Genomic DNA, 23,895 nt, shown 5'->3' with positions numbered 1-23,895 from the left:
GCGTCATTCCATCTCAAGCAACAGCGGCCGGTGGTCTGAAACCTCCGGCCGTTCGACCACGTCGAAGCTAACAACCTTCACCGCGCTATTGGTGAGCATGTAGTCGGCAAAGCGCACGTCCTTCGAATAATGGGAGGTGCGCGTGTCGGTAAATCCTCTCGCGGTTACCAGATCGGCAAGCCCAGCCTCGCTGAGGGTCTCGAAGGTGCGGCTGTCCGGCAAGACGTTGAAATCGCCGCATACGATCAGCGGTTCACCCTCCGCCCACACCTGCCGGATCAGACGCAAAAGCGATCGCGCCTGCACATCGCGTTCTTCCGTATCGGACTTGCCGGCCAGATCGCGCAGGCCATGCATATGGCAGACGGTGAGCGTGCGGCCGCCCGCCGCCTCGTAGAGCCGCACGCAATGGGCGTTGCGCGGCCTCGGATGAGCACCGAACCCCTCGGCCGAAAACGAGCCGTGAACGAAATCGGTGGCTTGTCCGACCACGGCCAACGTTCGGCGCACGAAGGTTGCAAGCCCGAAGAAGGTCGGAACCCGATCGACACCGACGAAGAGGTCGCCGGTCGCGTTGGGTGCGAAGAAGGCATCGTGCTCGGGCAGCGCCGCGCGGATCTCCTCAAAGAGGTTCGTGCGCTGGGCAAGTTCGTGAGCGCCGTCGCGGTAGGCGGACCATCGGGACATCGTCGAAGCCGGGTCACGAACGATCTCCTGGAGACAGTAGATATCGGCGTTACATGCAGCGAGATAATCGAGAAGCGGCTGATGCAGCCGGCCGCCCCAGGCGTTGAGAGAGACGATCCGCAACGTCATGGCTCAAGAAGCCATCGTTTCCAGGCTCGCGAAACCTTCCGGTGCGCCCTCGTCGCCGAACGCGGTGGTCACCTCCACGAAATCATCCGGGTAGAACCCGTTGAAGCGCGTACGCAGCGACAGCGAATAGGCGCCGATATGGCCGATCTCGATCCAGTCGCCCGTGTCCACCGTTTCCGGCAACCAGAACGGCCGCGAGAGGATGTCGACGCTGTCGCAGGTGGCGCCGCAGACCTTGAACGGCACGACGTTTTCCGGATCGCCATTGCGTGATTTGCGGGCAGGATCCGGGATAAAACGGGCCGGAAGCGTGATCTTGCCGGTCCAGCTGTCGGACAGCGACGCCCAGATGCCGTCATTGATATAGAGCCGCCGTCCCTTGCGCAGCAGAACCCTTACAACCAGCGAAAACGACCGCGCGACGATCGCCCTGCCCGGCTCGGCGACAAGCGGCAGCGTCTTGAAGCCCCATTCCGTCAGGTTGAGATCAAGCCGCTCCAGAAGTTCGTCGATGGTCGGGATATCGGGCTTCTTGCGGTTGGGATCATGGCCGTATTCGGCGGGAAAGCCGCCGCCGACATCGAGGCCGGCGAGAGAAACGCCAGCGCGACTGCGCACCCAATCGGCCGATGCCAGCGCGCGTTCGTAGGATTCCGATTCGGCGATCTGGCTGCCCACGTGGAAGCAGAGACCGACCTTGAAGCCGATGCGATCCAGACGCTGAACCAGTTCCACCGCATGACCGGGTGCTGCGCCGAACTTCTTGGAGAGCTCGTAGGCCGCGTGACCCTTCGTCTGAAGCCGGACGAAGATGGTGAAATCCGCTGGATCGAGATCGAGCGCCCGCACAATGCGCAGCACCTTGGCGATCTCGTCCTCATGATCGAGCGACATTACCCGTATGCCGTAGGTCTCGAGCGCAAGGCGGATGTCCGACTGCGCCTTGACCGGATGCATGTAGAGCATCTCGGCATCCTTGGAGGCGGCGCGCACGGCCGCGAATTCGGCTGGGGAAGCGACGTCGAAGGTCTTCACGCCAGCCTTGACCAATGTTTCCAGCACCATCGGCTCGCCATTGGTCTTCACCGCATAGGCCGTCTCACCGGGAAATTGCCGCATGAAACGCTGCGCATCCTCGATGAGAACCTTCGGCCGGAAACAGTAGAGCGGCGCGTCTGGTCTCAGCGAGAGCGCCGCCTCGGTTCCGGTGGTGAATCGCTGCATGGGGTCGGCTCCTGATGATGGCGGACGCTATCAGTTTGTCGCTGAGGGTAAAGGTCGGCAGGCGCGTTGCGGCCCGCACGACGCAGCGCGGAAAGATTATCCACTCTTCCTACGCCGGCGACGATGGCAACAAGATGAAAACAAAACAGCGCCCTAGCGGTGAAAATGAAATCATTCGTATCGTGCGCTCTCGCACTGCAGCAACGAATTCCCTTTTCGCGATACGTGTTAACACCTATTATCAGGAGGTTAACTGCGAGGAGGTGACCATGAGACTGACGCAACAGTTCAATGTTGTCATGATCTGTGCCGCGTTCGCCTTCATCGGGAGCATGCTCTTCATCTGAAGGGACATTCACCTGAAGGGACCAGGGCCCGAAAGCGCCTTCATTACGTAGACCCAGCAAGAATAGGAAAAGGGGATCGTCTCGTCGGCGATCCCCTTTTTCCATTGTGAAGTGGGCGTCCGGTGACGCCCTTCTTAGCCTACGATCAGGCCGCGGCCACGGCCTTGTCCTCCGCCTGCGGCGCACGGCCGCGAAGACCGAGGAGATGGCAGATCGCATAGACGAGCTGGGCCCGGTTCATCGTGTAGAAATGAAAATCATGGACGCCGCGCTCGACGAGATCCATCACCTGGTCGGCCGCGAGTGCGGCTGCGATCAGCGAGCGGGTCTGGGCGTCGTCTTCCAACCCTTCGAATCGCTCGGCCAGCCATGTCGGGATCGACGCACCGCACATGCCGGCAAACCGAGCGACCTGCCCGAAATTGTGGATCGGCAGAATGCCCGGGACGATCGGGATGTAGATCCCTGCGCGGCGGACACGCTCGACGTAGCGCTCATAGGTGTCGTTATCGAAGAAGAACTGCGTGATCGCCCGCGTCGCACCATTGTCGACCTTGCGCTTCAGCATGTCGATGTCGGTCATGAAATCCGGGCTTTCCGGGTGCTTCTCCGGGTAAGCGGACACTGAAATCTCGAAATCGGCGAAAGCTTTCAGGCCTGCCACCAGCTCAGCGGCATTGGCATAGCCATCCGCGTGCGGCTTGAAGCGCGTGCCGATGCCACCCGACGGATCGCCGCGCAGAGCCACGAAGTGACGCACGCCGACATCCCAGAACTCGCGAACGACCGCATCGACTTCTTCGCGGCTGGCATCGACGCACGTCAGATGCGCCGCGGTCGACAGCGTGGTCTCGCGGTGGATGCGGCTGACGGTGTTCAGCGTCGGCTGCTTGGTCGATCCGCCTGCCCCATAGGTCACCGAAACGAAATCCGGATTGAAAGGCGCGAGCTTCGACACGCTTTCGAAAAGCTGCGTCTCCATGTCCCCAGTCTTCGGCGGGAAGAACTCGAAGGAGACATTGATCCGGTCGGCGCTGAGCGAAGGGCTTGATCTTCTAAGGAGCGACATGGTCAGGCAAGTCCCTTGGTGACATCGGCGCTCTCGTCGCCTGCAATGAGAAGGCGCGGATCGCGTGCGAGCCAGATAGTGACGGTCAGCGATTCGCTGCCCTCCTCCTCCGGCTCCAGATCGACGATCCGCTCGATGGAGAGACCAGCCGAGCGCAGCGCCTCGCCGATTGTCTGATGCGAAAATCCGAGGCGCACATGGGCGTGCTCTTCGCGCAGCCGCTCCAGTTCGTGCGGAGCGAAATCAACGATGATGAGCCGCCCGCCCGGCCGCAGCATGCGTGCCGCTTCCGCGATCGCATCGTCCGGCGACTGGAGATAGTGCAGGACCTGGTGGATCGTCACGAGGTCGAAGGTCTCGCGGTCGAGTGGCAGGTTGAAGATGTCGCCATGACGCACCGAAGCGTGGCTGAGCCCGTTGCGATCGAGATTGGCACGCGCGACGGCCAACATATCGCGGCTTGCGTCCACGCCGATGCCGCGCCGATAGAGCCCCTGGAAAAGCTGGAGGATGCGGCCCGTACCGGTGCCAAGATCGAGCATCGAATCGAAAGGCGTCGTGCCGACCAGTTCCGTCAGCGCCGCCTCGACGCGATCGTCGCTCACATGCAGCGAACGCAGGTCGTCCCAGCTTTCGGCATTGCGCGAGAAGTACGACTGCGCCTTTTCCGCCCGCACCTTCTGAACTGCGCGAAGGCGTTCCGCGTCGCGCGCCAGGATGGCATCATTGGCCGAGATGGCATCGATTAAAAGGCGCGCAAGGCCAGCCGCCCGCCCTTCGCTGGTCAGCCTGAAATAGGCCCAGGCACCCTCTTGGTAGCGCTCGATGAGGCCGGCTTCGCCGAGAAGCTTGAGATGGCGCGAAATGCGGGGCTGCGATTGACCGAGAATATCGGTAAGATCGGTTACTGTGAGGTCGCTCGTCGCCAGCAGCCAGAGCAGCCGCATGCGCGTTTGCTCACCCGCGGCTTTTAACAGGTCGACGATTTCGTCGAGACCGAGCTTGTAGTGATCGAGCATTCGTAACATCCAAAAACGATATAAAGATATCTTTATATGTTTCTGGACGCTGTTGCAAGCCGCTCGGAGCCTCTGTCCGCAGCGATATCGTTCAGGCGCGATAGATCCACTGTTCCGGAACCTGCACCTTCACGCCTTCGCCCACAGTGATCCGACCTGGCTTCTCCACCCAGGCGACGAGCCCGCGGCGACGCTTGGCGGCGTCCTTGAAAGACAGCGCGAGTGCGGTGTGATCGTGATCGGGAAAATGATCCGCGATCGAGTTGCCGGACAGCCGGCAAGGCGCGTTTTGCCCGTCGATCTTCAAGGTGACACCGTTCGCGAAGAAAAGCAGCGTGCGCGGCGGCAGCATCGAAAGCTGCGGAATACCGTCGAGCAAGAGATTGGCACCGATCCATTCAGGTCGGATGCGATCGATGCCCATATCGATTGCCGCCATCGACAGCTCGTCCGCTGAGACGATGCTGAGCTGACGCTCGTTGCGCATCTCCGTGCCCCGGGGATACCATGGCTCACGCCCACCGGAGCGCCGAGTGGCACCCGCATGGAAATCGCCAACGATACCGTCGAAGGTGAGGTCGAGTGACGACACCGGCCCGCTGATGAAATCGTCGCCCGTGGCCGCGAAAAGCCCACCAACGGTCGCGGAAAGACGGCGACCAGCCACGACCTCAGTCGGCATGTCGAGCGGCAGGGAAGATTGAAGGGGCAAGGTCATGGCGACGGTTCTCCGGACGATCGGCTGTACTCTTGCCAATCGGCGACCGTCCCGACCAGTCAGAAAATCTGAAGTCTGCATTCACCGGCCGCCAGGCGAGCGATGGCGCCGGCCGCCCTCCTTAAAATGGAAGGCGACCGGTACCGTAGCCAAAGTCAGCGCGTCAGGCGCTTGTAGGTCATGCGGCGCGGATTGACGCTTTCGACGCCGAGACGACGGACCTTGTCCTTTTCGTAGTCTTCGAAATTGCCCTCGAACCACTCGACGTGGCTGTCGCCTTCGAACGCCAGGATGTGGGTCGCAAGCCGGTCGAGGAACATGCGATCGTGGCTGATGATGACGGCGCAGCCGGCGTAGCTTTCCAGCGCATCTTCGAGCGCGGCCAGCGTTTCGGTGTCGAGGTCGTTCGTCGGTTCGTCGAGCAGCAGAACGTTGCCGCCGGTCTTCAGCATCTTGGCAAGATGCACGCGGTTGCGCTGACCGCCCGACAGATTGCCGACCTTCTGCTGCTGGTCGCCGCCGCGGAAATTGAAGGACGAGCAATAGGCGCGCGTGTTGGCCTCATGCTTGCCGAGCTTCACCACTTCGGCACCGCCGGAAATTTCTTCCCACACGGTCTTGTCCGGATCGAGCGCGTCGCGGCTCTGGTCGACATAGCCGAGCTTGACGGTCTCACCGACGCGGACATCGCCATTGTCCGGCTTTTCCTGGCCGGTGATCATCTTGAAGAGCGTCGTCTTGCCGGCGCCGTTCGGTCCGATGACGCCGACGATGCCGCCGGGTGGCAGCTTGAACGACAGGTCCTCGATCAGGAGGCGGTCGCCGAAGCTCTTGGAAATGCCATTGACCTCGATGACGACATTGCCGAGGCGATCGCCATGGGGAATGACGATCTGCGTGTCGGTCGGGCGACGGTTGTCCGCCGCTGCAAGCAGATCCTCGAATGCCGCGATACGGGCCTTCGACTTCGACTGCCGCGCCTTGGGGCTCGATCCCATCCACTCGCGTTCGCGGGCGATCGCCTTTTGACGGGCGTCATCCTCGCGACCCTCCTGCTTGAGCCGCTTGGCCTTGGCTTCGAGGTACTTCGTATAGTTGCCTTCGTACGGAATGCCGCGCCCGCGATCGAGCTCGAGAATCCAGCCGGTGACGTTGTCGAGGAAGTAGCGATCGTGGGTGATGATCATCACCGCGCCCGGATATTGGCGCAGGTGCTTTTCAAGCCAGGCCGTGGTCTCGGCGTCCAAATGGTTGGTCGGTTCGTCGAGCAGCAGCAGGTCGGGCTCGCGCAGCAGAAGCTGGCAAAGCGCGACACGGCGGCGCTCACCGCCCGAAAGCGTCGTGACGTCGGCTTCCTTGGGCGGGCAGCCGAGCGCTTCCATCGCCATCTCGACCTGCTGTTCGAGATCCCAAAGGTTCAGCCGGTCCATCTCGTCCTGCAACTGGGCGGATTCGTCGGCCGTTTCGTCGGAATAGTTCATCATCAGTTCGTTGTAACGGTCGATGATCGCGGTCTTGCGCGCCACGCCCGTCATCACATTGCCGAAAACGTCGAGTGCCGGATCGAGGTCGGGCTCCTGCGCCAGATAGCCGACGGTGGCACCTTCGGCGAGCCAGGCTTCGCCTGAATATTCCTTGTCGATGCCGGCCATGATCTTGAGCACGGTCGACTTACCGGCCCCGTTGGGACCGAGGATGCCGATCTTGGCATCGGGGTAGAAGGACAGGTGCAGATTCTCCAGCACCTTCTTTGCGCCGTAGGCCTTGTTGAGGCCGGCCATGTGGTAGATGAATTGACGTGCCATGAGGGCGCGATCTTTCCTGTAACTAATGAGGGGACTGCGGGCGCGCTTTGCGATTGGCCCGCTTTTATGCAATCCGGCCGCCGCTATCAATGCGTATCGGCAATTAGCTGGCCGACTTCATCTCCGCCAACAGCGCATCGTCCTTTTCAGTGGCCCGCTTGTAGGCCGGACGATCGGCGAGCCGCTTGGCATAAGCTGCAAATTCCGAACGCTGCTCGAACGTGCCGAACTGCAGACCCCACGACACTTGCGCACCGACATACACATCAGCTGCGGTGAACCGATTACCGGCAATGTACGGCCCGCGTGAAAGAGCTTTGGCAAGCGTGTTCATGACGGCAGCGAAGTTCCCGTATCCCACGAACCCCTGCTTTTCATCGGGCACGGCCACTTCCAGGCTCTTGTTGGTGACGGCGGCTTCGAGCGGACCGGCGGCGAAGAAAAGCCACCGATAATAGTCGGCCCGGTCGGTGAGCGCCGGCGAAAGCCCCGCCTGTGGAAACGCGTCGGCGACGTAAGCACAGATTGCCGCGCACTCGGTCACCACGCGGTTGCCATGCTTGACCGCCGGCACCTTGCCCATCGGGTTGATGGCGAGGTAGTCGGGGCTCTTCATGTCGGGCCCATAACCGAGCGCGCGCGTCTCGTAGTCCACACCCGCCTCTTCGAGCATCCAGCGCGCGATCCGCCCGCGTGACATAGGGTTGGTGAAAAGAACGAGATCGTCAGTCATGGCGCCACCTCATTTCCGGGAGGCCACTATTTAGCGGCTTGCTCGGACTGCCTCAAGCGAGCGGCTCCGCGATGATCATCACGGCGATTGCGGGCAGACTGCGGCTCGCCTATGCATGGCGGCCATGACGTCCAGCTTCGAACAGGCATATTCCATAGACAGCCCGACCGGCGCGACGCTGAGCGTGCGGCACCAGCCGGCGGTTGGACCTGCGCGCGGGATCCTTCTGCTGTCGCACGGCCTGGCCGAGCATTCGGCGCGCTATGCGGCCTTCGCGCGGTCGATGGCTGCCGCCGGTCTTGCTGTCTACGCCCACGATCATCGCGGCCATGGAGAAACCGTCGCTGCCGACGCGCCTCTCGGCCGCTTTGCGACCAGCGACGGGCGCCGCAAGGTTCTCGCCGACGTAATGGCGGTCCGCGCTCATGCGCTCGAAGCTCATCCGGGGCTGCCCGTCATCCTGTTCGGGCACTCCATGGGCGGCCTGATCGCCTGGAACAGCGTGATCTCGAACCCGGCAGCCTTCGACGCCGTGGCGGTCTGGAACTCCAATTTCCAGGCGGGCGCGGCCGGCCGCGCGGCACAGGCAATCCTCGCCGTCGAAAAGGCGATGAAGGGTTCCGACGTGCCGAGCGGGATCCTGCCTAGGCTGACGTTCGAGGCCTGGGGCAAGGCGGTGCCGGACCGCCGAACACTGTTCGACTGGCTGTCGCACGATCCGGCCGTGGTCGACGCCTATATCGCGGATCCGCTTTGCGGCTTCGATGCGTCCGTGTCGCTTTGGCAGGACCTTTTCGGCCTGATTTATCGCGGCGGAAATTCAAGCAACTGGTCGGGCATCGATCGCAATCTGCCGATCCATCTCGTCGGCGGCACGGAAGATCCCGCGACGAACGGCGGCAAGGCCGTCGACCGGATGGCGCAAGATCTTCGCAAGGCAGGTTTCCGCGATGTGACGCTTGCCCTCATCTCCGGCTTCCGCCACGAAACGCTGAACGAAATCGGCGCCGCGCAACCGATCGAGGCATTTCGATCCTGGGTCGACCGTGTCCTCGCGCATCCGCGCCGCCAAGAACGATAAAAAGCCTCAGGAATCAAAAAAAGGAACACACGATGAGAACCGGCGGACAGCTGATTGTCGACGCATTGGTGGCCAACGGCACGAAGCGGCTCTTCTGCGTGCCGGGCGAGAGCTATCTTGCTGTGCTCGACGCGCTGGTCGATGCCGATATCGGCGTGACCGTCTGCCGCCAGGAAGGCGGCGCGGCAATGATGGCCGACGCCTGGGGCCGCCTGACCGGCGAACCGGGCATCTGCTTCGTGACGCGCGGCCCCGGCGCAACCAACGCCTCCGCCGGCCTCCATATCGCGCGGCAGGATTCCACCCCGATGATCCTCTTCATCGGCCAGGTGCAGCGCGAGGCGCGCGAGCGCGAAGCCTTCCAGGAAATCGAATATCGGCGCGCCTTCACCGAATATGCGAAATGGGTCGGCGAGATCGACGATGCCCGCCGCATTCCGGAATTCGTGACGCGCGCCTTTGCCGTCGCAACGTCCGGCCGGCCCGGCCCGGTGGTCCTGACGCTTCCGGAAGACGTGCTGCGCGAAATCGTGGAGGCACCCGAGCCAAAGCCATACACGCCCGTCGAGACCTATCCGTCGCCACACCAGATGGAAGAGGTCGAGCGGCTGATCACGGAGGCCGAACGCCCCTTCGCCATTCTCGGCGGGTCGCGCTGGACGGCCGAAGCGGTCAGCCGATTTGCGAGCTTTGCCGAGCGCCACGAGCTGCCCGTCGGCTGCTCCTTCCGCCGACAGGCGCTCTTCGATCATCTGCACCCCTGCTATGCCGGCGATGTCGGGATCGGTATCAATCCGGTCCTGGCCGAGGCCATCAAGCAGTCCGACCTCGTTCTGCTTCTCGGTGGACGGTTCTCGGAGATGCCGTCGTCCAATTACACGTTGCTGGAAAGCCCCTACCCGCGCCAGAAGCTGATCCATGTGCACCCGGATGCCGGCGAGCTTGGCCGCGTCTACCGGCCGGACGTTGCGATCAATGCGAGCCCTGCAGCCTTCTGCGCCGCCTTGCCTTCGACGTCCCGCAATCCGGCACCTGCGAGTGCGGATCGCGCCGCCGCCCTTCACGATGCCTACCGAACCTGGTCCACGCCGCCCACGGAAGGCCCTGGAAAGGTGCAGATGGGCGCCATCATGAATTGGATCGAGGAAAACGCGAAGGCCGATACGATCTTCACCAACGGTGCCGGCAACTACGCCACATGGCTCCATCGCTTCCATCGCTTCCGGGGCTTTGCGACCCAGGCCGCGCCGACCTCCGGATCGATGGGCTACGGCATGCCCGCCGCTGTCGCTGCCAAGCAGCTCTTCCCCGAACGCGACGTGATCTGCTTTGCCGGAGACGGCTGCTTCCTGATGCATGGCCAGGAATTCGCGACCGCCGTGCGCTATGACCTGCCCGTGATCGTGCTCGTCATCAACAACGGCATGTACGGCACGATCCGCATGCACCAGGAGCGCGAATATCCAAGCCGCGTCAGTGCAACGGATCTTACCAACCCTGATTTTGCCGACTATGCCCGCGCCTTCGGCGGCCATGGCGAAGTGGTAACGGAGACTGCGGAATTTGAGGCCGCCTACGAGCGCGCGAAGGCGAGCGGCAAGCCCGCGATCATCGAAATCCGCATCGACCCCGAAGCGATCACGCCGACGCGCTCGCTGAGCGACATCCGTAACGCGGCAAGAAGTTAAAGGAGGCGCCCTGTTTGGGCGCTACACCCTCAATTGCGGATGTGCCGGGTCAGTTCGTAAATCTTCGTCGAGCGCGCGCCGGAGCGGCAATAGCCGAGCATCGGACGAGGCATCTCGTCCAGGCAGTCGACGAATGCGTTGATCTGGTCTTGCGAAACGCCTTCGGCGCCGAAGGGCACGTGGCGGATCTCGAGGCCGAGCTTTTCGGCCTCGGCCTTCACGGAAGCAAATTCCGGCTGGCCTTCGGCTTCGCCGTCCGGGCGATGACAGACGATGGACTTGAAGCCCATCTCCTTGATCTCCTTGACGTCCTCGGCGGTGATCTGGGCTGCGACGGAGTACTCGTCGTTGATCTGGCGGATGTCCATCGGGCGACCTCTTCATTCCTGCAGCGCGAACGCGCGGCTTGCTCCATAACGTCAGTGATAAGCGGCCTTCGGGCGCGAAATCAAGCGATGGATCGATTGACCGAACTCGATCTCGTCGCGAAAAGTGCAGCAAGGCGCACCAAGGAGACCGAGATGCTGAAGTCCATCCCGACGATGATCGATGCGGAATTGCTGTGGATTCTGCGCTCGATGGGCCACGGCGACACGCTCGTCATCTGCGACGCCAACTTTCCCGCGACATCGGTAGCGTTCCATACGGTGACGAAGAAGCTCGTCCGGCTCGCAGGCGTCGACACCACAGAATTTGCCGAAGCGCTCTTCAAGCTCTTCCCGCTCGACAGCTTCGTCGATCACCCGATTGCGCACATGCAGGTTGTCGGCAAGCCCGGTGAACGGCTGCCGATCCACGAGGAGTTCAAGGCAGCAGCCGACCGCGCGGAAGCCGGTGACATCGGCATGACGTCGATCGAGCGCCACGCCTTCTACGATGCGGCCCGACAAGCCTATGCCGTCGTGCAGACCAGCGAAGAGCGGCCCTATGGCTGCTTCATCGTCACCAAGGGCGTGATCTTCGACTAGATCGACCTTTTAGCGGTCGCTCGTCTTCCAACGTGGGTTGATCCAGGACTCGGCATTTTCCGGCGCGAGCGGCTGGCGACCGAGAATGTGATCCGCGGCCTTTTCGCCGACCATGATCGACGGGCCGTTCAGATTGCCATTGGTGATCTGCGGGAAGATCGAGCTATCGGCCACGCGCAGGCCGTCGACGCCGATGACGCGGCATTCGGGATCGACCACCGCCATCGGATCATCCGCGCGCCCCATCCGGCACGTGCCGCAGGGGTGATAGGCGCTTTCAGCGTGGTCTCGAATGAAGCCGTCGAGGTCGACATCCGACTGCAGATTGATGCCGGGCTGGATCTCCTTGCCCGCGTAATCGGCAAAGGCCGGTTGCCCGAAGATTTCGCGCGTCAGGCGGATGCAGTGGCGGAAGTCCGCCCAATCCTTTTCATGGCCCATATAGTTGAACCGGATGACGGGCTTGTCCTTGGCCTCGCCGCTGCGCAACGTCACCGAACCGCGCGAAGGCGAGCGCATGGGCCCGACATGGGCCTGAAACCCATGGCCTTCGGCAGCCGCCTTGCCGTCGTAGCGCACCGCCATGGGCAGGAAGTGGTACTGGATGTCCGGATAATCGACGCCGGGAGCCGAGCGCAGGAAAGCGGCGCTTTCGAACTGGTTCGATGCTCCAAGGCCCGTCTTGAACAGCAACCATTGCAGACCGACGAGACCCTTTCCGATCAGATTGTAGTGCTTGTAGAGTGTGATCGGCTGAAGCGATGCGTACTGGATATAAAGCTCCAGATGATCCTGCAGATTGGCGCCAACGCCCGGTCGATCCGCGACAGGCGCGATGCCGTGCTCGGCGAGATGCGCGGCCGGGCCGATGCCGGAGAGCATCAGGAGCTTCGGCGAATTGATCGACGATGCGGCGATGATCACCTCGCGCCGCGCCTTCACGATCTCGATGGCGCCGCCGCGTTCGATCTCGACGCCGGTCGCCTTGCCATTCTCGATGATGACGCGGCGGGCGAAACACCGGACGAGCTCGGTGTTCTTCTTCTTTAGCGCCGGCCGCAGATAGGCATTCGCCGTGGACCAGCGGCGGCCTTTCCAGACCGTCTGCTCCATCGGCCCGAAACCCTCCTGCTTTTCGCCATTGTAGTCGTCCGTCGCCTCGAAGCCTGCCTGCTTTCCGGCCTCCACAAAGGCGCGGTAAAGTGGGTTCTTCCGCGGGCCGCGCGTAATGTGCATCGGCCCTGAGCGGCCACGCCAGGATGGATCGCCCGAACCGGCATCGGCAAACGGCCCACCGGCGTGCCAGTGCTCCATGCGCTTGAAGTAGGGCAGAACGTCCGCGTACGACCAGCCTTGAGCGCCGAGGTCCGCCCAGGTGTCGAAGTCGCGTGCATGGCCGCGCACATAGACCATGCCGTTGATGGAGGACGAACCGCCGATGACCTTGCCCCGCGGCGTCGCAAGCCTGCGGTTGCCGAGATGCGGCTCCGGCTCGCTCTCAAATCCCCAGTCGTAGATGCCCATGTTCATGGGATAGGACAGTGCCGCCGGCATCTGGATGAACGGGCCGATGTCCGTGCCGCCATATTCCAGCACGAGCACGGAATGGCGCCCGTCCTCGGCCAGCCGATAGGCGGTGGCGGCGCCGGCCGAGCCGGAGCCAATGACGACGAAATCCGCTTCCATGGTCATCCGCGCGGCCCCATCAATACGGCGCGTCCTGCGGGCCGAGGCCCACATAGACGCTCTTGATCTGCGTGTAGTGTTCCAGCGCCGCGCGACCGTTCTCGCGACCGACGCCGGACATCTTCATGCCGCCGAAGGGCATTTCCACCGGTGTCAGATTGTAGGCGTTGATCCAGCAGGTGCCGGCATCGATACGGCCGATGACACGGTGGCCGCGGGTGAGATCGGCCGTGTAGACCGCGGCCGAGAGCCCGAACTCGGTGCCGTTCGCTCGCTCGACGACTTCGTCCTCGTCCTCAAAATCGAGGACGCACATGACCGGGCCGAAGATTTCCTCGCGCGCGATGGTCATGTCGTCGGTCACGTCGGCAAAAATGGTCGGCGCAATGAAGGCGCCATCATCGAGACCCTCGGGTGCCACCCTCTCACCGCCGGCGACGAGGCGCGCGCCTTCCGCCTTGCCCTTCTCGATATAGGCCTCCACCTTCTCGCGCTGGGCGTGCGAGACGAGCGGTCCCATCTGGGTCTCCTCGTTGCGTGGATCGCCAAGCACGATTGATGCGGTGCGCTCGGCAAGGCGGGTGAGGAACCGGTCCTTGATCGAACGATGAACGAAGACACGGGTGCCGTTCGAGCAGATCTGCCCGGTCGAATAGAAATTGCCGAGCATGGCGCCGCTGATGGCATTCTCGATGTCGGCGTCATCGAAGACGATGATCGGCGACTTGCCGCCCAGTTCCATCGTCACATGCTTGATGCCGGCGGCAGCGGCCGCGTAAACCTTCGAGCCGGTCGGCACCGAGCCCGTCAGCGACACTTTATCGACCGCAGGATGGGAAACGAGCTTCGCCCCGACTGCGCCAAGACCCTGGACGACGTTAAAGAGGCCCTTCGGCGCGCCGGCTTCGATGAAGATTTCGGCAATCTTCAGCGCGCAAAGCGGCGTCATCTCGGAAGGCTTGAAGATCAAGGCATTGCCGCCGGCCAGCGCCGGCGCGGCCTTCCAGCATGCGATCTGCGTTGGATAGTTCCAGGCCCCGATACCGACGCAAAGCCCGAGTGGATCGCGCCGCGTATAGGCGAAATCGCGCCCGAGCGGGATCGTCTCGCCATTGAGGGTGGCGGCGAGCCCGCCGAAGAATTCCAGGCAATCGGCCCCCGAGGACGCATCGGCGACAATCGTTTCCTGGATCGGCTTGCCCGTATCCAGCGTCTCCAGTTCCGACAATTCGCGATTGCGCGAGCGGATGATGTCGGCGGCGCGGCGCAGTACGCGTCCGCGCTCGGCGGGCGCAAGTGCCGCCCATTCCTTCTGGGCCCGACGACCCGACGCGACCGCTTCCTCGATGATCCCATCGGTCGCGGCGTGGAGCTTCGCGATCACCTCGCAGGTTGCAGAGAAGACATTTTCGAAAACCTCACCTGCCGTATCCTCGACATAGCGTCCGTCAACGAAATGGGATGCTTGGGGCTGGGCACGCATTATTCACCTCGGGGAAAGCGGTTGTCGTGTTCGACGACGTTCAGGTCCATGTGGTTGCGCATGTAGCGCTCGGATGCCTTGCGCAGCGGCTGGTAATCCCAAGGATAGTAGCTGCCGTTGCGCAGCGCCTCGTAGACCACCCAGCGCCGCGCCTGGCTTTGGCGGACGGCCGCATCGAATGCGGCCATGTCCCATTTGGCGGCAACGACCCCGGCAAGCCACGCGGTCGTCTCCGCATGGGCGGGATCGGCAGCCAGATTGCTGAGCTCGTGCGGGTCGTTCGAAAGGTCGTAAAGCTGCGGCGGATCGACCTCGCAGTGAACATATTTCCACTGCCCATCGCGGATCGCGACCAGAGGCGCGATCGACGCTTCCGCCGCATACTCCATCGGCACGGGGCTGGAACGCCTGGTCTGGCCGGCAACCGGCACGAGGCTTTCGCCATCGGTCCATGGCATGATGTCGTCGAGCGAAATCCCGGCAAGCTCGGCGAGTGTCGGCGTAACGTCAAGCGTGGAAACAGGTTCTTCGATCAGGCCAACGTTGAGACCGGGCGCCGCGATCATCAGCGGTACGCGCGCAGAACCCTCGAAGAAGTTCATCTTGTACCAGAGCCCACGCTCGCCGAGCATGTCGCCATGGTCCGACAGGAACACGACGATCGCGTCCTGCCGCGTGGCCTCAAGCGCATCGAGCAGTGCCCCGATCTTCTCGTCGAGATAGGAGATGTTGGCGAAATAGGCCTGCCGCGAGCGGGCGATATCCGCGTCGGTGATCGTATAGGAGCGCCAGTCATTGGCATCGAAAATGCGCTTGGAATGCGGATCGTGCGCCTCGTAGGGCATAGCCGGCACGTCCGGCTGCAGATGCTGGCAGTCCTCGTAAAGATCGAAGAAGCGCTTGCGTGCCACATAAGGGTCGTGCGGGTGCGTGAAGCTGACGGTCAGATGCCAGGGGCGATCATCCTTGCCCCTGGCGAGATCATAGATCTTAGCCAGCGCGTGATGGGCGACCTCGTCGTCATATTCGAGCTGGTTGGTGATTTCGGCAACGCCGGCACCCGTGACCGACGCCATGTTGTGGTACCACCAGTCGATCCGCTCGCCGGGTTTGCGGTAGTCGGGCGTCCAGCCGAAATCGGCCGGATAGATATCCGTCGTCAGCCGCTCCTCGAAGCCGTGCAACTGATCAGGCCCGACGAAGTGCATCTTGCCTGAAAGACACGTCTGGTAGCCGGCGCGGCGCAGATGATGCGCAAATGTGGGGATGTCGGAGGCGAACTCGGCTGCATTGTCGTAGACGCGGGTGCGGCTCGGCAACTGCCCGGACATGAAACTTGCCCGCCCGGGTGCGCAGAGCGGCGAAGCCGTGTAGGCATTGCGAAAGCGTGCGGAGCGCGCGGCAAGCCGCTTCAGGTTCGGTGCGTGAAGCCAGTCCGCCGGCCCGTCCGGAAAGAGCGTGCCGTTCAGCTGGTCGACCATGATGGTAAGAATATTCGGCCTCATCGGGCACGCTCCGCGATCAGCAGGTTGTCGATGAAGGTCTCCACCAGGCGGATGGCATCCTTGGGTGATGCGGGACCAGGCCTCAGCGACTGGCGAATGTAGAGACCATCAATCAGCGCGCCGATCATTTCGGCCGTGTCTTCAGGGCGTTGGCTGAGTTGCCTCAGCGAATGCAGGAGATTGCTCCGCAGGCGACGGGTATAGACGTTCAGGAGCGTGTAGGCCTCGGAAGACTTCCGGGTCTCCGCATAGAAGGCGAGCCAGGTCGCAACCGTCGCATCGCTGAACTGTTCGACGCCGAAGCTCGCTTCGACGATTGCGCTCAGCCTTTCGCGCGGGGTCTGCCCCGCCCGCATACGCCTCTTGGCGATCGCGTTGAACTCCCTGAGGAGGTGCCGCATCGTCTCGATCAGGATCTGCTGCTTATTGCCGAAATAATGGTGTGCGAGCGCGGCAGAGACGCCTGCTCGCTTGGCGATCTGGCCGACCGTGACGTCGAGGCCGCCTTTCGCCCCGATTTCGGCAATGGCCGCATCGATCAATGCGCGCCGCCGGATCGGCTCCATTCCCAGTTTCGGCATCACCAACTCCAAAAAAATGCAAAAAGCACTTGCATTCCGGGGCTAATTTATTTTGATTGATGCGTCAATCAAGAAAAATTCGCCGCTTCTAGCTGGGGCGGCGGAATGCTAACGTCCATGGCTCGCGCTGTCGAAGCGCTTGATGCAATTCCAGAAAAAGGGAACAGATACCTATGGCACGCCACGCGAAAATCGCAGGAGCCCTGCTCGTCTCGACCGTACTCGCCGGGCCGGCATTGGCGCAGGATGCCTGCTCCTCGCTGACCTTCTCGGATGTGGGTTGGACCGACATTACCGCCACCACAGCCGCCACCACGCTCGTTCTCGAAGCGCTGGGATATGAGACGCGCACGAACATCCTGTCCGTCCCGGTCACGTTCCAGTCGATCGCCGATGGCGACACCGACATCTTCCTCGGCAACTGGATGCCCGCACAGGAAGGCGCCATCCGTCCCTACCTCGACGAAGGCACGATCGAGGAAGTGGCTACCAATCTTGAGGGGACGCAGTACACGCTCGCCGTTCCGAAATACACCTACGACAAGGGCCTCACCACTTTCGAGGACATCGCAACGTTCCAGGAAGAACTCGATGGCCGGATTTACGGCATCGAGCCCGGCAACGAAGGCAATGGCTACATCATCAGCCTGATCGAAAACGACACCTTCGGTCTTGGCGAATTCGAGGTCGTGGAAAGCTCCGAGCAGGCCATGCTTGCCCAGGTCGGCCGCGCCGTGAACTCCGAAGACGACGTCGTCTTCCTAGGTTGGGCGCCACATCCAATGAACAGCAACATCGAGATGGAATATCTGACAGGCGGCGAGGAATGGTTCGGCGATGTCGGCACCGTCCACACCGTCACGCGCACCGGTCTCGCCGAGGAATGCCCGAACATCGGAACCTTCCTCACCAACCTCAAGTTCACGCTTGAGATGGAGAACGAGATCATGGGCGCCATTCTTGACGATGGGGAAGATGCCCGTGCCGCCGCGCAGGAGTGGCTGACCGCAAACCCGGATACGCTGGACGCATGGCTGGATGGCGTCACGACCGTCGATGGCGAAGAAGGCCTCGCGGCCGTTCGCGCCGAACTCGGCCTCTGATAGCGCATATCCCACCGGGCGATCCTCAAGGCTCGCCCGGTGGGCACCTGTTTTACAAGACGTTGCGCGGCTGGGGGTGAGGGCCAGCCGCCGCGACGGGATGAATCGGCGAATGCCGTGGGCCGACTTTGCCGCTCAAGTCATGGTCGGCAGGACTGGGGACAATCTCGATGGAATGGATAGCCGACAACAAGATCCCCGTGGGGCGAACGGCAAGCGACGTCGTTGACTGGCTGACACGCAATGCCTCATGGGTCTTCGACTTCATCGCCGGCATCATGGAAAGCATCATCGACAGCGTGCTCTGGGTGCTTCAGACGCCTCATCCGCTGGTGATGGTGCTGATCTTCACGGCACTCGCCTATGTGCTGCAGCGCTCGTGGAAGGTGGCCGCTCTGACGTTCGTCGGCTTCCTGTTCGTCATCAACCAGGGCTATTGGCGTGAGACGACCGAAACGCTGACGCTGGTTCTCTCCGCCTGCGCGCTCTGCATGGGCCTCGGCGTCCCGATCGGCATCGCATGCGCCCACCGGCCGAAGCTCTACGCCTGGGTCCGGCCGATCCTCGACCTCATGCAGACCTTGCCGACCTTCGTGTATCTGATTCCGGCGATTGTCTTTTTCGGCATCGGCATGGTGCCTGGCCTTATCGCGACGGCAATCTTCGTCATCCCGGCGCCGATCCGACTGACCCATCTCGGCATCTCATCGACCCCCCCGGCGCTGATCGAGGCTGGCCGTGCCTTCGGGGCAACGTCGCGCCAGATGCTCTGGAAGATCGAGCTACCCTATGCCCTGCCCCAGATCATGGCCGGCCTGACCCAGACGATCATGCTCTCGCTGTCGATGGTCGTCATCGCGGCGCTCGTTGGCGCAAGCGGTCTCGGCGTTCCGGTCGTGCGGGCGCTGAACTCGGTCAACACGGGCCTCGGTTTCGAATCCGGTCTCGTCATCGTCGTGGTCGCCATCATCCTCGACCGCATCTTCCGCCGGGAGAACGAGGTATGAGCAGAGAGCCGATGATCCGATTCGAAGACGTCTGCATCGTCTTCGGTGACAATCCCAAGATCGCCCTGCCGCTGATGGACAAGGGCATGAAGCGCAGCGAGATCCAGCAGCAAACCGATCAGGTCCTGGGCGTCCACAACTGCTCGCTGGAAGTCGGCGAAGGCGAGATCGCCGTGCTGATGGGCCTGTCCGGGTCGGGCAAATCCACCCTGCTGCGTGCCGTCAATGGCCTCAACAAGGTGGCGCGCGGTTCGGTCATGGTCGAAACCGGCAGAGGCATGGTCGATGTCGCCAAGGCGGACCGCAAGACGCTGCGGCAGCTACGCACCGAGCGCGTGTCCATGGTGTTCCAGCAATTCGGCCTCCTGCCCTGGCGCACGGTTGCCGAAAATGTCGGCTTCGGCCTGGAGCTGTCGGGCATGCCGGCAAGTGAACGCAAGGAGCGCGTCGCGGCTCAGCTCGACACGGTCGGCCTCACCGATTGGGCAGACCGCAAGGTTCACGAGCTTTCCGGCGGCATGCAGCAGCGCGTCGGCCTCGCCCGCGCTTTTGCCACGGGCGCGCCGATCCTGCTAATGGACGAGCCCTTTTCAGCTCTCGACCCACTGATCCGCACGAAGCTGCAGGACGAACTGATCGAGTTGCAGCAACGCATGAAGTGCACGATCCTCTTCGTCAGCCACGACCTCGAAGAGGCGGTGAAGATCGGCGACAAGATCGCCATCATGGAAGGCGGGCGCATCATCCAGGCGGGAAAGCCGGAGGACATCGTGCTGCGTCCGGCCAACGATTACGTCGAGGAATTCGTCGCCCATCTCAATCCGCTCGGCGTGCTCTGCGCGGAGGACGTCATGCGTCCCGGTCAAGCAGGCGCCAAGGAAGCGATCGGGGGATCCGTCAAGCGCCGCACGCCGGTGAAAGACATGCTGAGCACACTGGCCAACCACTATCCGAGTTCGCTCGCGGTAGTGGAAAATGGCGGCATCGTTGGCGTCGTCAGCCCCGCCGACATCCTGAACGCGCTCGTCAAGCGATAGCGTGATGTCTCGCCGACACCTGCTCGATGAGGCGCACGAAGGCACGGCCGGCAATTTCCGGAGCGCCATTGTTGTCGATGATCGTCAGGTCCGGCGTATCGAGCGCAAACCGCTCCGCACGCTGAAGCCGCGCCGCGATCTCGGCCTCGCTTTCGCGGCCACGCGCGGCAATGCGTGCCGCCAGCACATCCGGAGCGACCGCTAATGTGACCGGCACGAGCGTCGGATAGCGTCGCCGCAGATCGGGCAAGGTCGCACGCGATCCGTTGGCGATCGCGATGCCGCCTAAGGCAAGATGGCCGTCCATCGAGCTCGGCAAGCCGTAACTCAGGCCGTGGGCCTTCCAGGTGAAGGCGAAGGCGCCCGCCTGTTCGGCGGCCAGGAACGCGGCCTCGTCAAGCGTGTCATGATCTTCAGCCTGAACGGCAGCGTCGCGGGTCACCACCCGGCGCACGAACAAGACATCGCTTCGGCCTCGAAGCGTCTCGCGCGCAAAATCGATGATCGTATCCTTGCCCGACCCGCTTGGACCGAGCACGACGATCAAGGTTCCAGCAGGATCTCTCGGCGACCGTTCCGCCATCAGATGACGCGGCGTCCCTGACGCCACACGGTTCGGACGATCGGCAATTGATCGAGATTGCGAACACGGATCAGATCGGCGCGCTTTTCGACGGCGACGACGCCGCGGTCGTCCATCCCAACGGTGCGTGCTGGCGTGGATGTGACCAGCGCCACAGCCTGCGGCAGCGAAATCGCGTCGACATCGTCAGCCAGCTTGAACACCGCCTGCAAGAGGCTCGACGGCACGTAATCGGAGGACAGAACGTCGAGGATACCGGCTTCGGCAAGGTCCTTGGCGGCGATGTTGCCGGAATGCGAGCCGCCGCGCACCACGTTCGGCGCACCCATCAGCACGCTCATGCCGGCTTCGTGCGACGCGCGTGCGGCTTCCTTCGACGTCGGGAACTCGGCAAGACCGACGCCATCGGCAATCGCCTCGTCGACATGGTCGAGCGTCGCATCGTCGTGGCTTGCGAGTGTCACGCCGGCACCCCGGCAATGCTCGGCGATCGCGCGGCGATGCGGGGCGGAATATCGGGCCGACTGTTCCTGCCGCTTGGCGACGAACACCTCAAACTGTTCGTCCGTCAGTCCGCGCTTCGTCTTGTAGTAAAGCGTGTACTGATCCATCGTCTGGAACTGCCGCTGGCCAGGCGCGTGGTCCATCAGCGAAGCGAGCCGCACGCGGTCGTCGCTGCGGAACTTGTCGAAGGCATCCAGCACATCGGCAGCCGAAACCTCGCATCTGAGATGCAGGAAGTGGTCCGAGCGCAGCCGATCCTCGCGCTGCGCCTGCTCGATCGCATCCGCCAGTTCACGCATTTCGCCGGGCTTGAAGCCACCGTCTTCGTCGGACCCCATGCGCAGGCAGTCGAACACCGTGGTGATGCCCGACGCGGCGATCTGCGCGTCATGCGCCTGCACAGCGGCGATCGCATTCCAGCGCACGCCTGGTCGCGGGCCGTAGTGGCCTTCGAGGTGGTCGGTGTGAAGCTCGACGAGGCCCGGCATCAGATAGTCGCCGTCGAGATCGTCTCCGGGAGCCGATGTCGTTCCCTCGCCAATCTCCGCGATCATCCCGTCACGAATGACGAGATGGCCCTCAACCACCCGATCGGCCAGAACCAGCATCGCATTCTTTAAGATCGTCTCGGTCACCGTGCTCATCCGTATCTGCAAATTCTTGTCGTGAAGTGTCATTGTGCGGCTGCCCGTCGCGCCGCCTTGAAGGATCCAAGTGGATGCAGCGAATCCACCGAGAATGGTGCGCCTTTTTCCGGCTCCACGAAGAGTGCCAGATTGCTGAGGGATACAGGCTTGTCCAGGAAGGGTGCAAACACCTGATGCAGCGCCGCCTCGACCCGGTCTGCATCGCCGGCATCGACAGGCCCTGTCAACGTCATGTGGAAGCGGAATTCCTCGAAGACGTAAGGGTAGCCGAAGCTGTCCAGATACGCCACCTGCCGTTCCGACAGCCGATCGACATTGCGCCTCGCCCGATCGGCCTCGCTCACCGGCGCATGGTACCGGTTGAAGCGACGAACGACGGCATCGGCGAAGCCCTGGAGCGCGGGCGACGGCGCACTCGGCGTCAAGGCGAAGAACGGGCCGAGCCGCTCGATGCGAAGCGGCGTCAGTTCGAATGGCTCGAGTTCGCCGCAAAAATGCATGATCTCCGACAACAGATCGGCCTTCGTCAGCCCATCCGCCAGAGCAAAGGGTGCCTTGATGGTGGCGTGGAAACCGTATCGGCGCGGCGCTTCGGTGATGGCAGCGATGTCGTCGATGCCAAGGCCAGTGTCGTCCGGATGGTCGAGCGCTGCGCCCGAAAACGCGTTTCGGCCGAGCCAGCGCGATGCGGTGCGTTGCAGAGCGTCGCTCATCGGCGGCGTGAAATAGAGCGCATAACGCATGGTGAATCAGTCTCCGAAAGCGGTCTTCGTTGACGAGCGACCGAGGCTATGACCGATAACCATGACAGATTGACGAAAGGAAGAACGGAAAACGACATCCTCCCAAATGGATTCCCGGGCTTCCTAGCGAGCGCGTTCCTTCAGCCTATAGGCATCGCGCAGATCGGCCATTTGATCCAGCGTTTCGTGGAAATCGCTCCAGTCGTCGTCGGTATCGATACCGAACCAGATTCGCTCGACATCGTCGATGAGCACGGTCACCGGTGAGAGCGCGGCGAGCGACGGATGCGCGAGATCGATATCGGCACGGGTCTGGTAACGATCAATGAGCGCGCGGGTCTGAGCGAAGGTTTCGCCCGCATATTCGGCCGCGACCGGGCTCCGGCCAGCACGATCCGGCACGCCGCCGAACCAGTCGAAGAAGGCCTGCTCGAACGGCATGGCGCTTGCGGCGAGAAACTTCCAGAAGCTCTCCGCGAGTTCTCGGTCGGTAGCGGCATCGAGCGGTTCGAGACCGAGGCGCGCGACGATCTGCCGGTCGAAGGCTGAGCGATAGTGATCAGGAAACGCGCGCACGATCGGCTCGACATCTTCCAGCGGCGCGAGCGGCAGCAGGCATTCCGCCAGCCGCGCGAGGTTCCAGAAGAGCGTTTCGGGCTGCCGCCCAAAAGCATAGAGGCCCGTCTGGTCGAAATAGGCGGCGGTGAAAGACGGGTCGAGCACCGGCAGGAAGCGCCAAGGGCCGTAATCGAAGCTCTCACCGGTGATGTTGATGTTGTCGGTGTTGAGAACGCCGTGCACGAAGCCGGCAGCCATCCACTGTGCCCCGGTGCGCGCCACGTTTCGACAGACCCTGTCCAGGAACGCGAGCGCCGTGGCTTTCGTGTCGGCGCGGGCGCAATCGGGCATGTAGTTGCGAACCGCATGATGCAGCAGCGCCTCGATGCGGTCGGGCTGTTCCAGATAGGCGAAGCGCTGGAAAGTCCCGATGCGGATGTGGGAATGGCAGAGCCGCACCAGAACCGATGAGCGCGTGGGCGATGGTTCGTCACCCCGCATCAACTCTTCGCCGGTTTCGATGAGACTGAAAGAGCGCGAGGTGTTGACGCCGAGCGCTTCCAGCATCGTCGTCGCGAGGACCTCGCGCACACCGCCCTTCAATGTCAGGCGGCCATCGCCCTGGCGCGACCATGGCGTCTGGCCGGATCCCTTCGTGCCGAGGTCGAGCAGACGATCTTCCCGGTCCAGAAGTTGCGCGAAGAGAAACCCGCGACCATCGCCGAGATCGGAATTATACTGGCGGAATTGGTGGCCGTGATAGCGCAGCGCCAGCGGCTCCGGCAGATTGTCCGGAAGCGGCTCGAAACGCCCGAAATGATTCACCCATTCCGCATCGCTCAAACCGGACAACCCGACCTCGGCAGCGGCGTCTCGGTTTCGGTATCGCAGCGTCGTCGATGGAAAGTCGGCGGCTTCGACCGGGTCGAAGAAGTCACGGCCAAGCGCCTGGTGGCGCGGTGCGGCGCGGTAGGTCGGGTCAATCGGCAT

The 23,895-nt window shown here is 62.7% G+C and carries 23 protein-coding genes; 7 read left to right on the top strand and 16 right to left on the bottom strand.

Translation table 11 applies throughout. The features are described 5' to 3' along the window. Window positions 1–3 precede the first annotated feature (3 nt). Window positions 4–816 (bottom strand): endonuclease/exonuclease/phosphatase family protein, encoded by an 813-nt coding sequence (locus D5400_RS08185; RefSeq protein WP_164527822.1) that lies wholly within the window; start codon window positions 814–816, stop codon window positions 4–6. Between the two features lie 3 nt (window positions 817–819). Next, window positions 820–2,040 carry an alanine racemase gene (locus tag D5400_RS08180; protein WP_126009402.1) on the bottom strand — a complete coding sequence of 407 codons (1,221 nt, stop codon included), beginning with the start codon at window positions 2,038–2,040 and terminating at the stop codon, window positions 820–822. 14 nt (window positions 2,041–2,054) lie between these two features. Between D5400_RS08180 and D5400_RS08175 the strand changes: the two genes are divergently transcribed. Then, on the top strand, window positions 2,055–2,387 hold the full coding sequence (locus tag D5400_RS08175) for a hypothetical protein (RefSeq protein ID WP_126009400.1): 333 nt from the start codon (window positions 2,055–2,057) through the stop codon (window positions 2,385–2,387). A 145-nt stretch (window positions 2,388–2,532) separates the two neighbouring features. Here the strand turns inward: D5400_RS08175 and metF are convergent, their stop codons facing one another. From metF to D5400_RS08150, 5 genes are all read right to left on the bottom strand, one after another. After that, window positions 2,533–3,456: a methylenetetrahydrofolate reductase [NAD(P)H] gene (metF, locus tag D5400_RS08170; RefSeq protein ID WP_126009398.1), complete on the bottom strand. Its 924-nt coding sequence runs from the start codon at window positions 3,454–3,456 to the stop codon at window positions 2,533–2,535. A gap of 2 nt (window positions 3,457–3,458) precedes the next feature. Beyond that, the gene (locus tag D5400_RS08165; RefSeq protein WP_126009396.1) at window positions 3,459–4,475 is read right to left on the bottom strand and encodes an ArsR/SmtB family transcription factor; all 1,017 of its coding nucleotides are present in this window, start codon (window positions 4,473–4,475) and stop codon (window positions 3,459–3,461) included. Between the two features lie 91 nt (window positions 4,476–4,566). Then, window positions 4,567–5,193: an MOSC domain-containing protein gene (locus D5400_RS08160; RefSeq protein ID WP_245451481.1), complete on the bottom strand. Its 627-nt coding sequence runs from the start codon at window positions 5,191–5,193 to the stop codon at window positions 4,567–4,569. 155 nt (window positions 5,194–5,348) lie between these two features. Continuing rightward, window positions 5,349–6,998 carry an energy-dependent translational throttle protein EttA gene (ettA, locus tag D5400_RS08155; protein WP_126009394.1) on the bottom strand — a complete coding sequence of 550 codons (1,650 nt, stop codon included), beginning with the start codon at window positions 6,996–6,998 and terminating at the stop codon, window positions 5,349–5,351. A gap of 103 nt (window positions 6,999–7,101) precedes the next feature. After that, entirely contained in the window at window positions 7,102–7,731 is a 630-nt protein-coding gene (locus D5400_RS08150; protein WP_126009392.1) for a glutathione S-transferase family protein, read from the bottom strand. Between the two features lie 124 nt (window positions 7,732–7,855). On the opposite strand from D5400_RS08150, the gene D5400_RS08145 reads away from it, so the two are divergent. Both D5400_RS08145 and D5400_RS08140 read left to right on the top strand, forming a co-directional pair. Beyond that, window positions 7,856–8,812: an alpha/beta fold hydrolase gene (locus tag D5400_RS08145; protein ID WP_126009390.1), complete on the top strand. Its 957-nt coding sequence runs from the start codon at window positions 7,856–7,858 to the stop codon at window positions 8,810–8,812. A gap of 32 nt (window positions 8,813–8,844) precedes the next feature. After that, window positions 8,845–10,500, top strand: a complete 1,656-nt coding sequence (locus D5400_RS08140) for a thiamine pyrophosphate-binding protein (protein ID WP_126009387.1) — start codon at window positions 8,845–8,847, stop codon at window positions 10,498–10,500. Window positions 10,501–10,529: 29 nt separating this feature from the next. Here D5400_RS08140 and D5400_RS08135 read toward each other — a convergent pair whose 3' ends face one another. Next, complete coding sequence (locus tag D5400_RS08135) at window positions 10,530–10,868, bottom strand: protein tyrosine phosphatase family protein (protein ID WP_126009384.1); 339 nt, start codon at window positions 10,866–10,868, stop codon at window positions 10,530–10,532. Between the two features lie 87 nt (window positions 10,869–10,955). Here D5400_RS08135 and D5400_RS08130 point away from each other — a divergent pair, with 87 nt between their 5' ends. Continuing rightward, window positions 10,956–11,468 (top strand): RbsD/FucU family protein, encoded by a 513-nt coding sequence (locus D5400_RS08130; protein ID WP_205665538.1) that lies wholly within the window; start codon window positions 10,956–10,958, stop codon window positions 11,466–11,468. Window positions 11,469–11,477: 9 nt separating this feature from the next. Here the strand turns inward: D5400_RS08130 and betA are convergent, their stop codons facing one another. Genes betA through betI form a run of 4 tightly spaced genes read right to left on the bottom strand, consistent with a single transcriptional unit; the run spans window position 11,478 to window position 16,723 of the window. After that, the gene (gene betA, locus D5400_RS08125; protein WP_205665537.1) at window positions 11,478–13,160 is read right to left on the bottom strand and encodes a choline dehydrogenase; all 1,683 of its coding nucleotides are present in this window, start codon (window positions 13,158–13,160) and stop codon (window positions 11,478–11,480) included. 13 nt (window positions 13,161–13,173) lie between these two features. Continuing rightward, window positions 13,174–14,637 carry a betaine-aldehyde dehydrogenase gene (betB, locus tag D5400_RS08120; protein WP_126009381.1) on the bottom strand — a complete coding sequence of 488 codons (1,464 nt, stop codon included), beginning with the start codon at window positions 14,635–14,637 and terminating at the stop codon, window positions 13,174–13,176. Continuing rightward, window positions 14,637–16,142, bottom strand: a complete 1,506-nt coding sequence (gene betC, locus D5400_RS08115) for a choline-sulfatase (RefSeq protein WP_126009378.1) — start codon at window positions 16,140–16,142, stop codon at window positions 14,637–14,639. The genes betB and betC overlap by 1 nt, the downstream gene beginning before the upstream one ends. Beyond that, on the bottom strand, window positions 16,139–16,723 hold the full coding sequence (gene betI / locus D5400_RS08110) for a transcriptional regulator BetI (RefSeq protein WP_126009374.1): 585 nt from the start codon (window positions 16,721–16,723) through the stop codon (window positions 16,139–16,141). Before betI ends, betC begins: the two co-directional genes overlap by 4 nt. A gap of 173 nt (window positions 16,724–16,896) precedes the next feature. Between betI and choX the strand changes: the two genes are divergently transcribed. The 3 genes from choX (at window position 16,897) to choV (ending at window position 19,870) form a co-directional block, all read left to right on the top strand. Further along, window positions 16,897–17,826: a choline ABC transporter substrate-binding protein gene (choX, locus tag D5400_RS08105; RefSeq protein WP_126009371.1), complete on the top strand. Its 930-nt coding sequence runs from the start codon at window positions 16,897–16,899 to the stop codon at window positions 17,824–17,826. Window positions 17,827–17,996: 170 nt separating this feature from the next. Continuing rightward, window positions 17,997–18,833, top strand: coding sequence for a choline ABC transporter permease subunit (gene choW, locus D5400_RS08100; RefSeq protein ID WP_126009368.1), 837 nt, complete (start codon window positions 17,997–17,999; stop codon window positions 18,831–18,833). 11 nt (window positions 18,834–18,844) lie between these two features. Beyond that, window positions 18,845–19,870 (top strand): choline ABC transporter ATP-binding protein, encoded by a 1,026-nt coding sequence (gene choV / locus D5400_RS08095; protein WP_126009365.1) that lies wholly within the window; start codon window positions 18,845–18,847, stop codon window positions 19,868–19,870. On the opposite strand, the gene phnN is transcribed toward choV, so the two are convergent. The 4 genes from phnN to D5400_RS08075 all read right to left on the bottom strand — a co-directional run bounded on the left by phnN (window position 19,860) and on the right by D5400_RS08075 (window position 23,895). After that, window positions 19,860–20,453, bottom strand: coding sequence for a phosphonate metabolism protein/1,5-bisphosphokinase (PRPP-forming) PhnN (gene phnN, locus D5400_RS08090; protein WP_126009362.1), 594 nt, complete (start codon window positions 20,451–20,453; stop codon window positions 19,860–19,862). The two genes, choV and phnN, sit on opposite strands and share 11 nt — an antisense overlap. Further along, on the bottom strand, window positions 20,453–21,601 hold the full coding sequence (locus D5400_RS08085; RefSeq protein WP_126012946.1) for an alpha-D-ribose 1-methylphosphonate 5-triphosphate diphosphatase: 1,149 nt from the start codon (window positions 21,599–21,601) through the stop codon (window positions 20,453–20,455). The genes phnN and D5400_RS08085 overlap by 1 nt, the downstream gene beginning before the upstream one ends. A 29-nt stretch (window positions 21,602–21,630) precedes the next feature. Then, window positions 21,631–22,347, bottom strand: a complete 717-nt coding sequence (locus D5400_RS08080) for a DUF1045 domain-containing protein (RefSeq protein ID WP_126009360.1) — start codon at window positions 22,345–22,347, stop codon at window positions 21,631–21,633. A 123-nt stretch (window positions 22,348–22,470) separates the two neighbouring features. Continuing rightward, window positions 22,471–23,895, bottom strand: coding sequence for a protein adenylyltransferase SelO (locus tag D5400_RS08075; protein WP_126009357.1), 1,425 nt, complete (start codon window positions 23,893–23,895; stop codon window positions 22,471–22,473).

The sequence above is a fragment of the Georhizobium profundi genome, from assembly GCF_003952725.1.
Classification (GTDB): Bacteria; Pseudomonadota; Alphaproteobacteria; order Rhizobiales; family Rhizobiaceae; genus Georhizobium; species Georhizobium profundi.
Note: the sequence above shows the minus strand (reverse complement) of the source record. Positions and strands in the feature narration are given on the sequence as shown.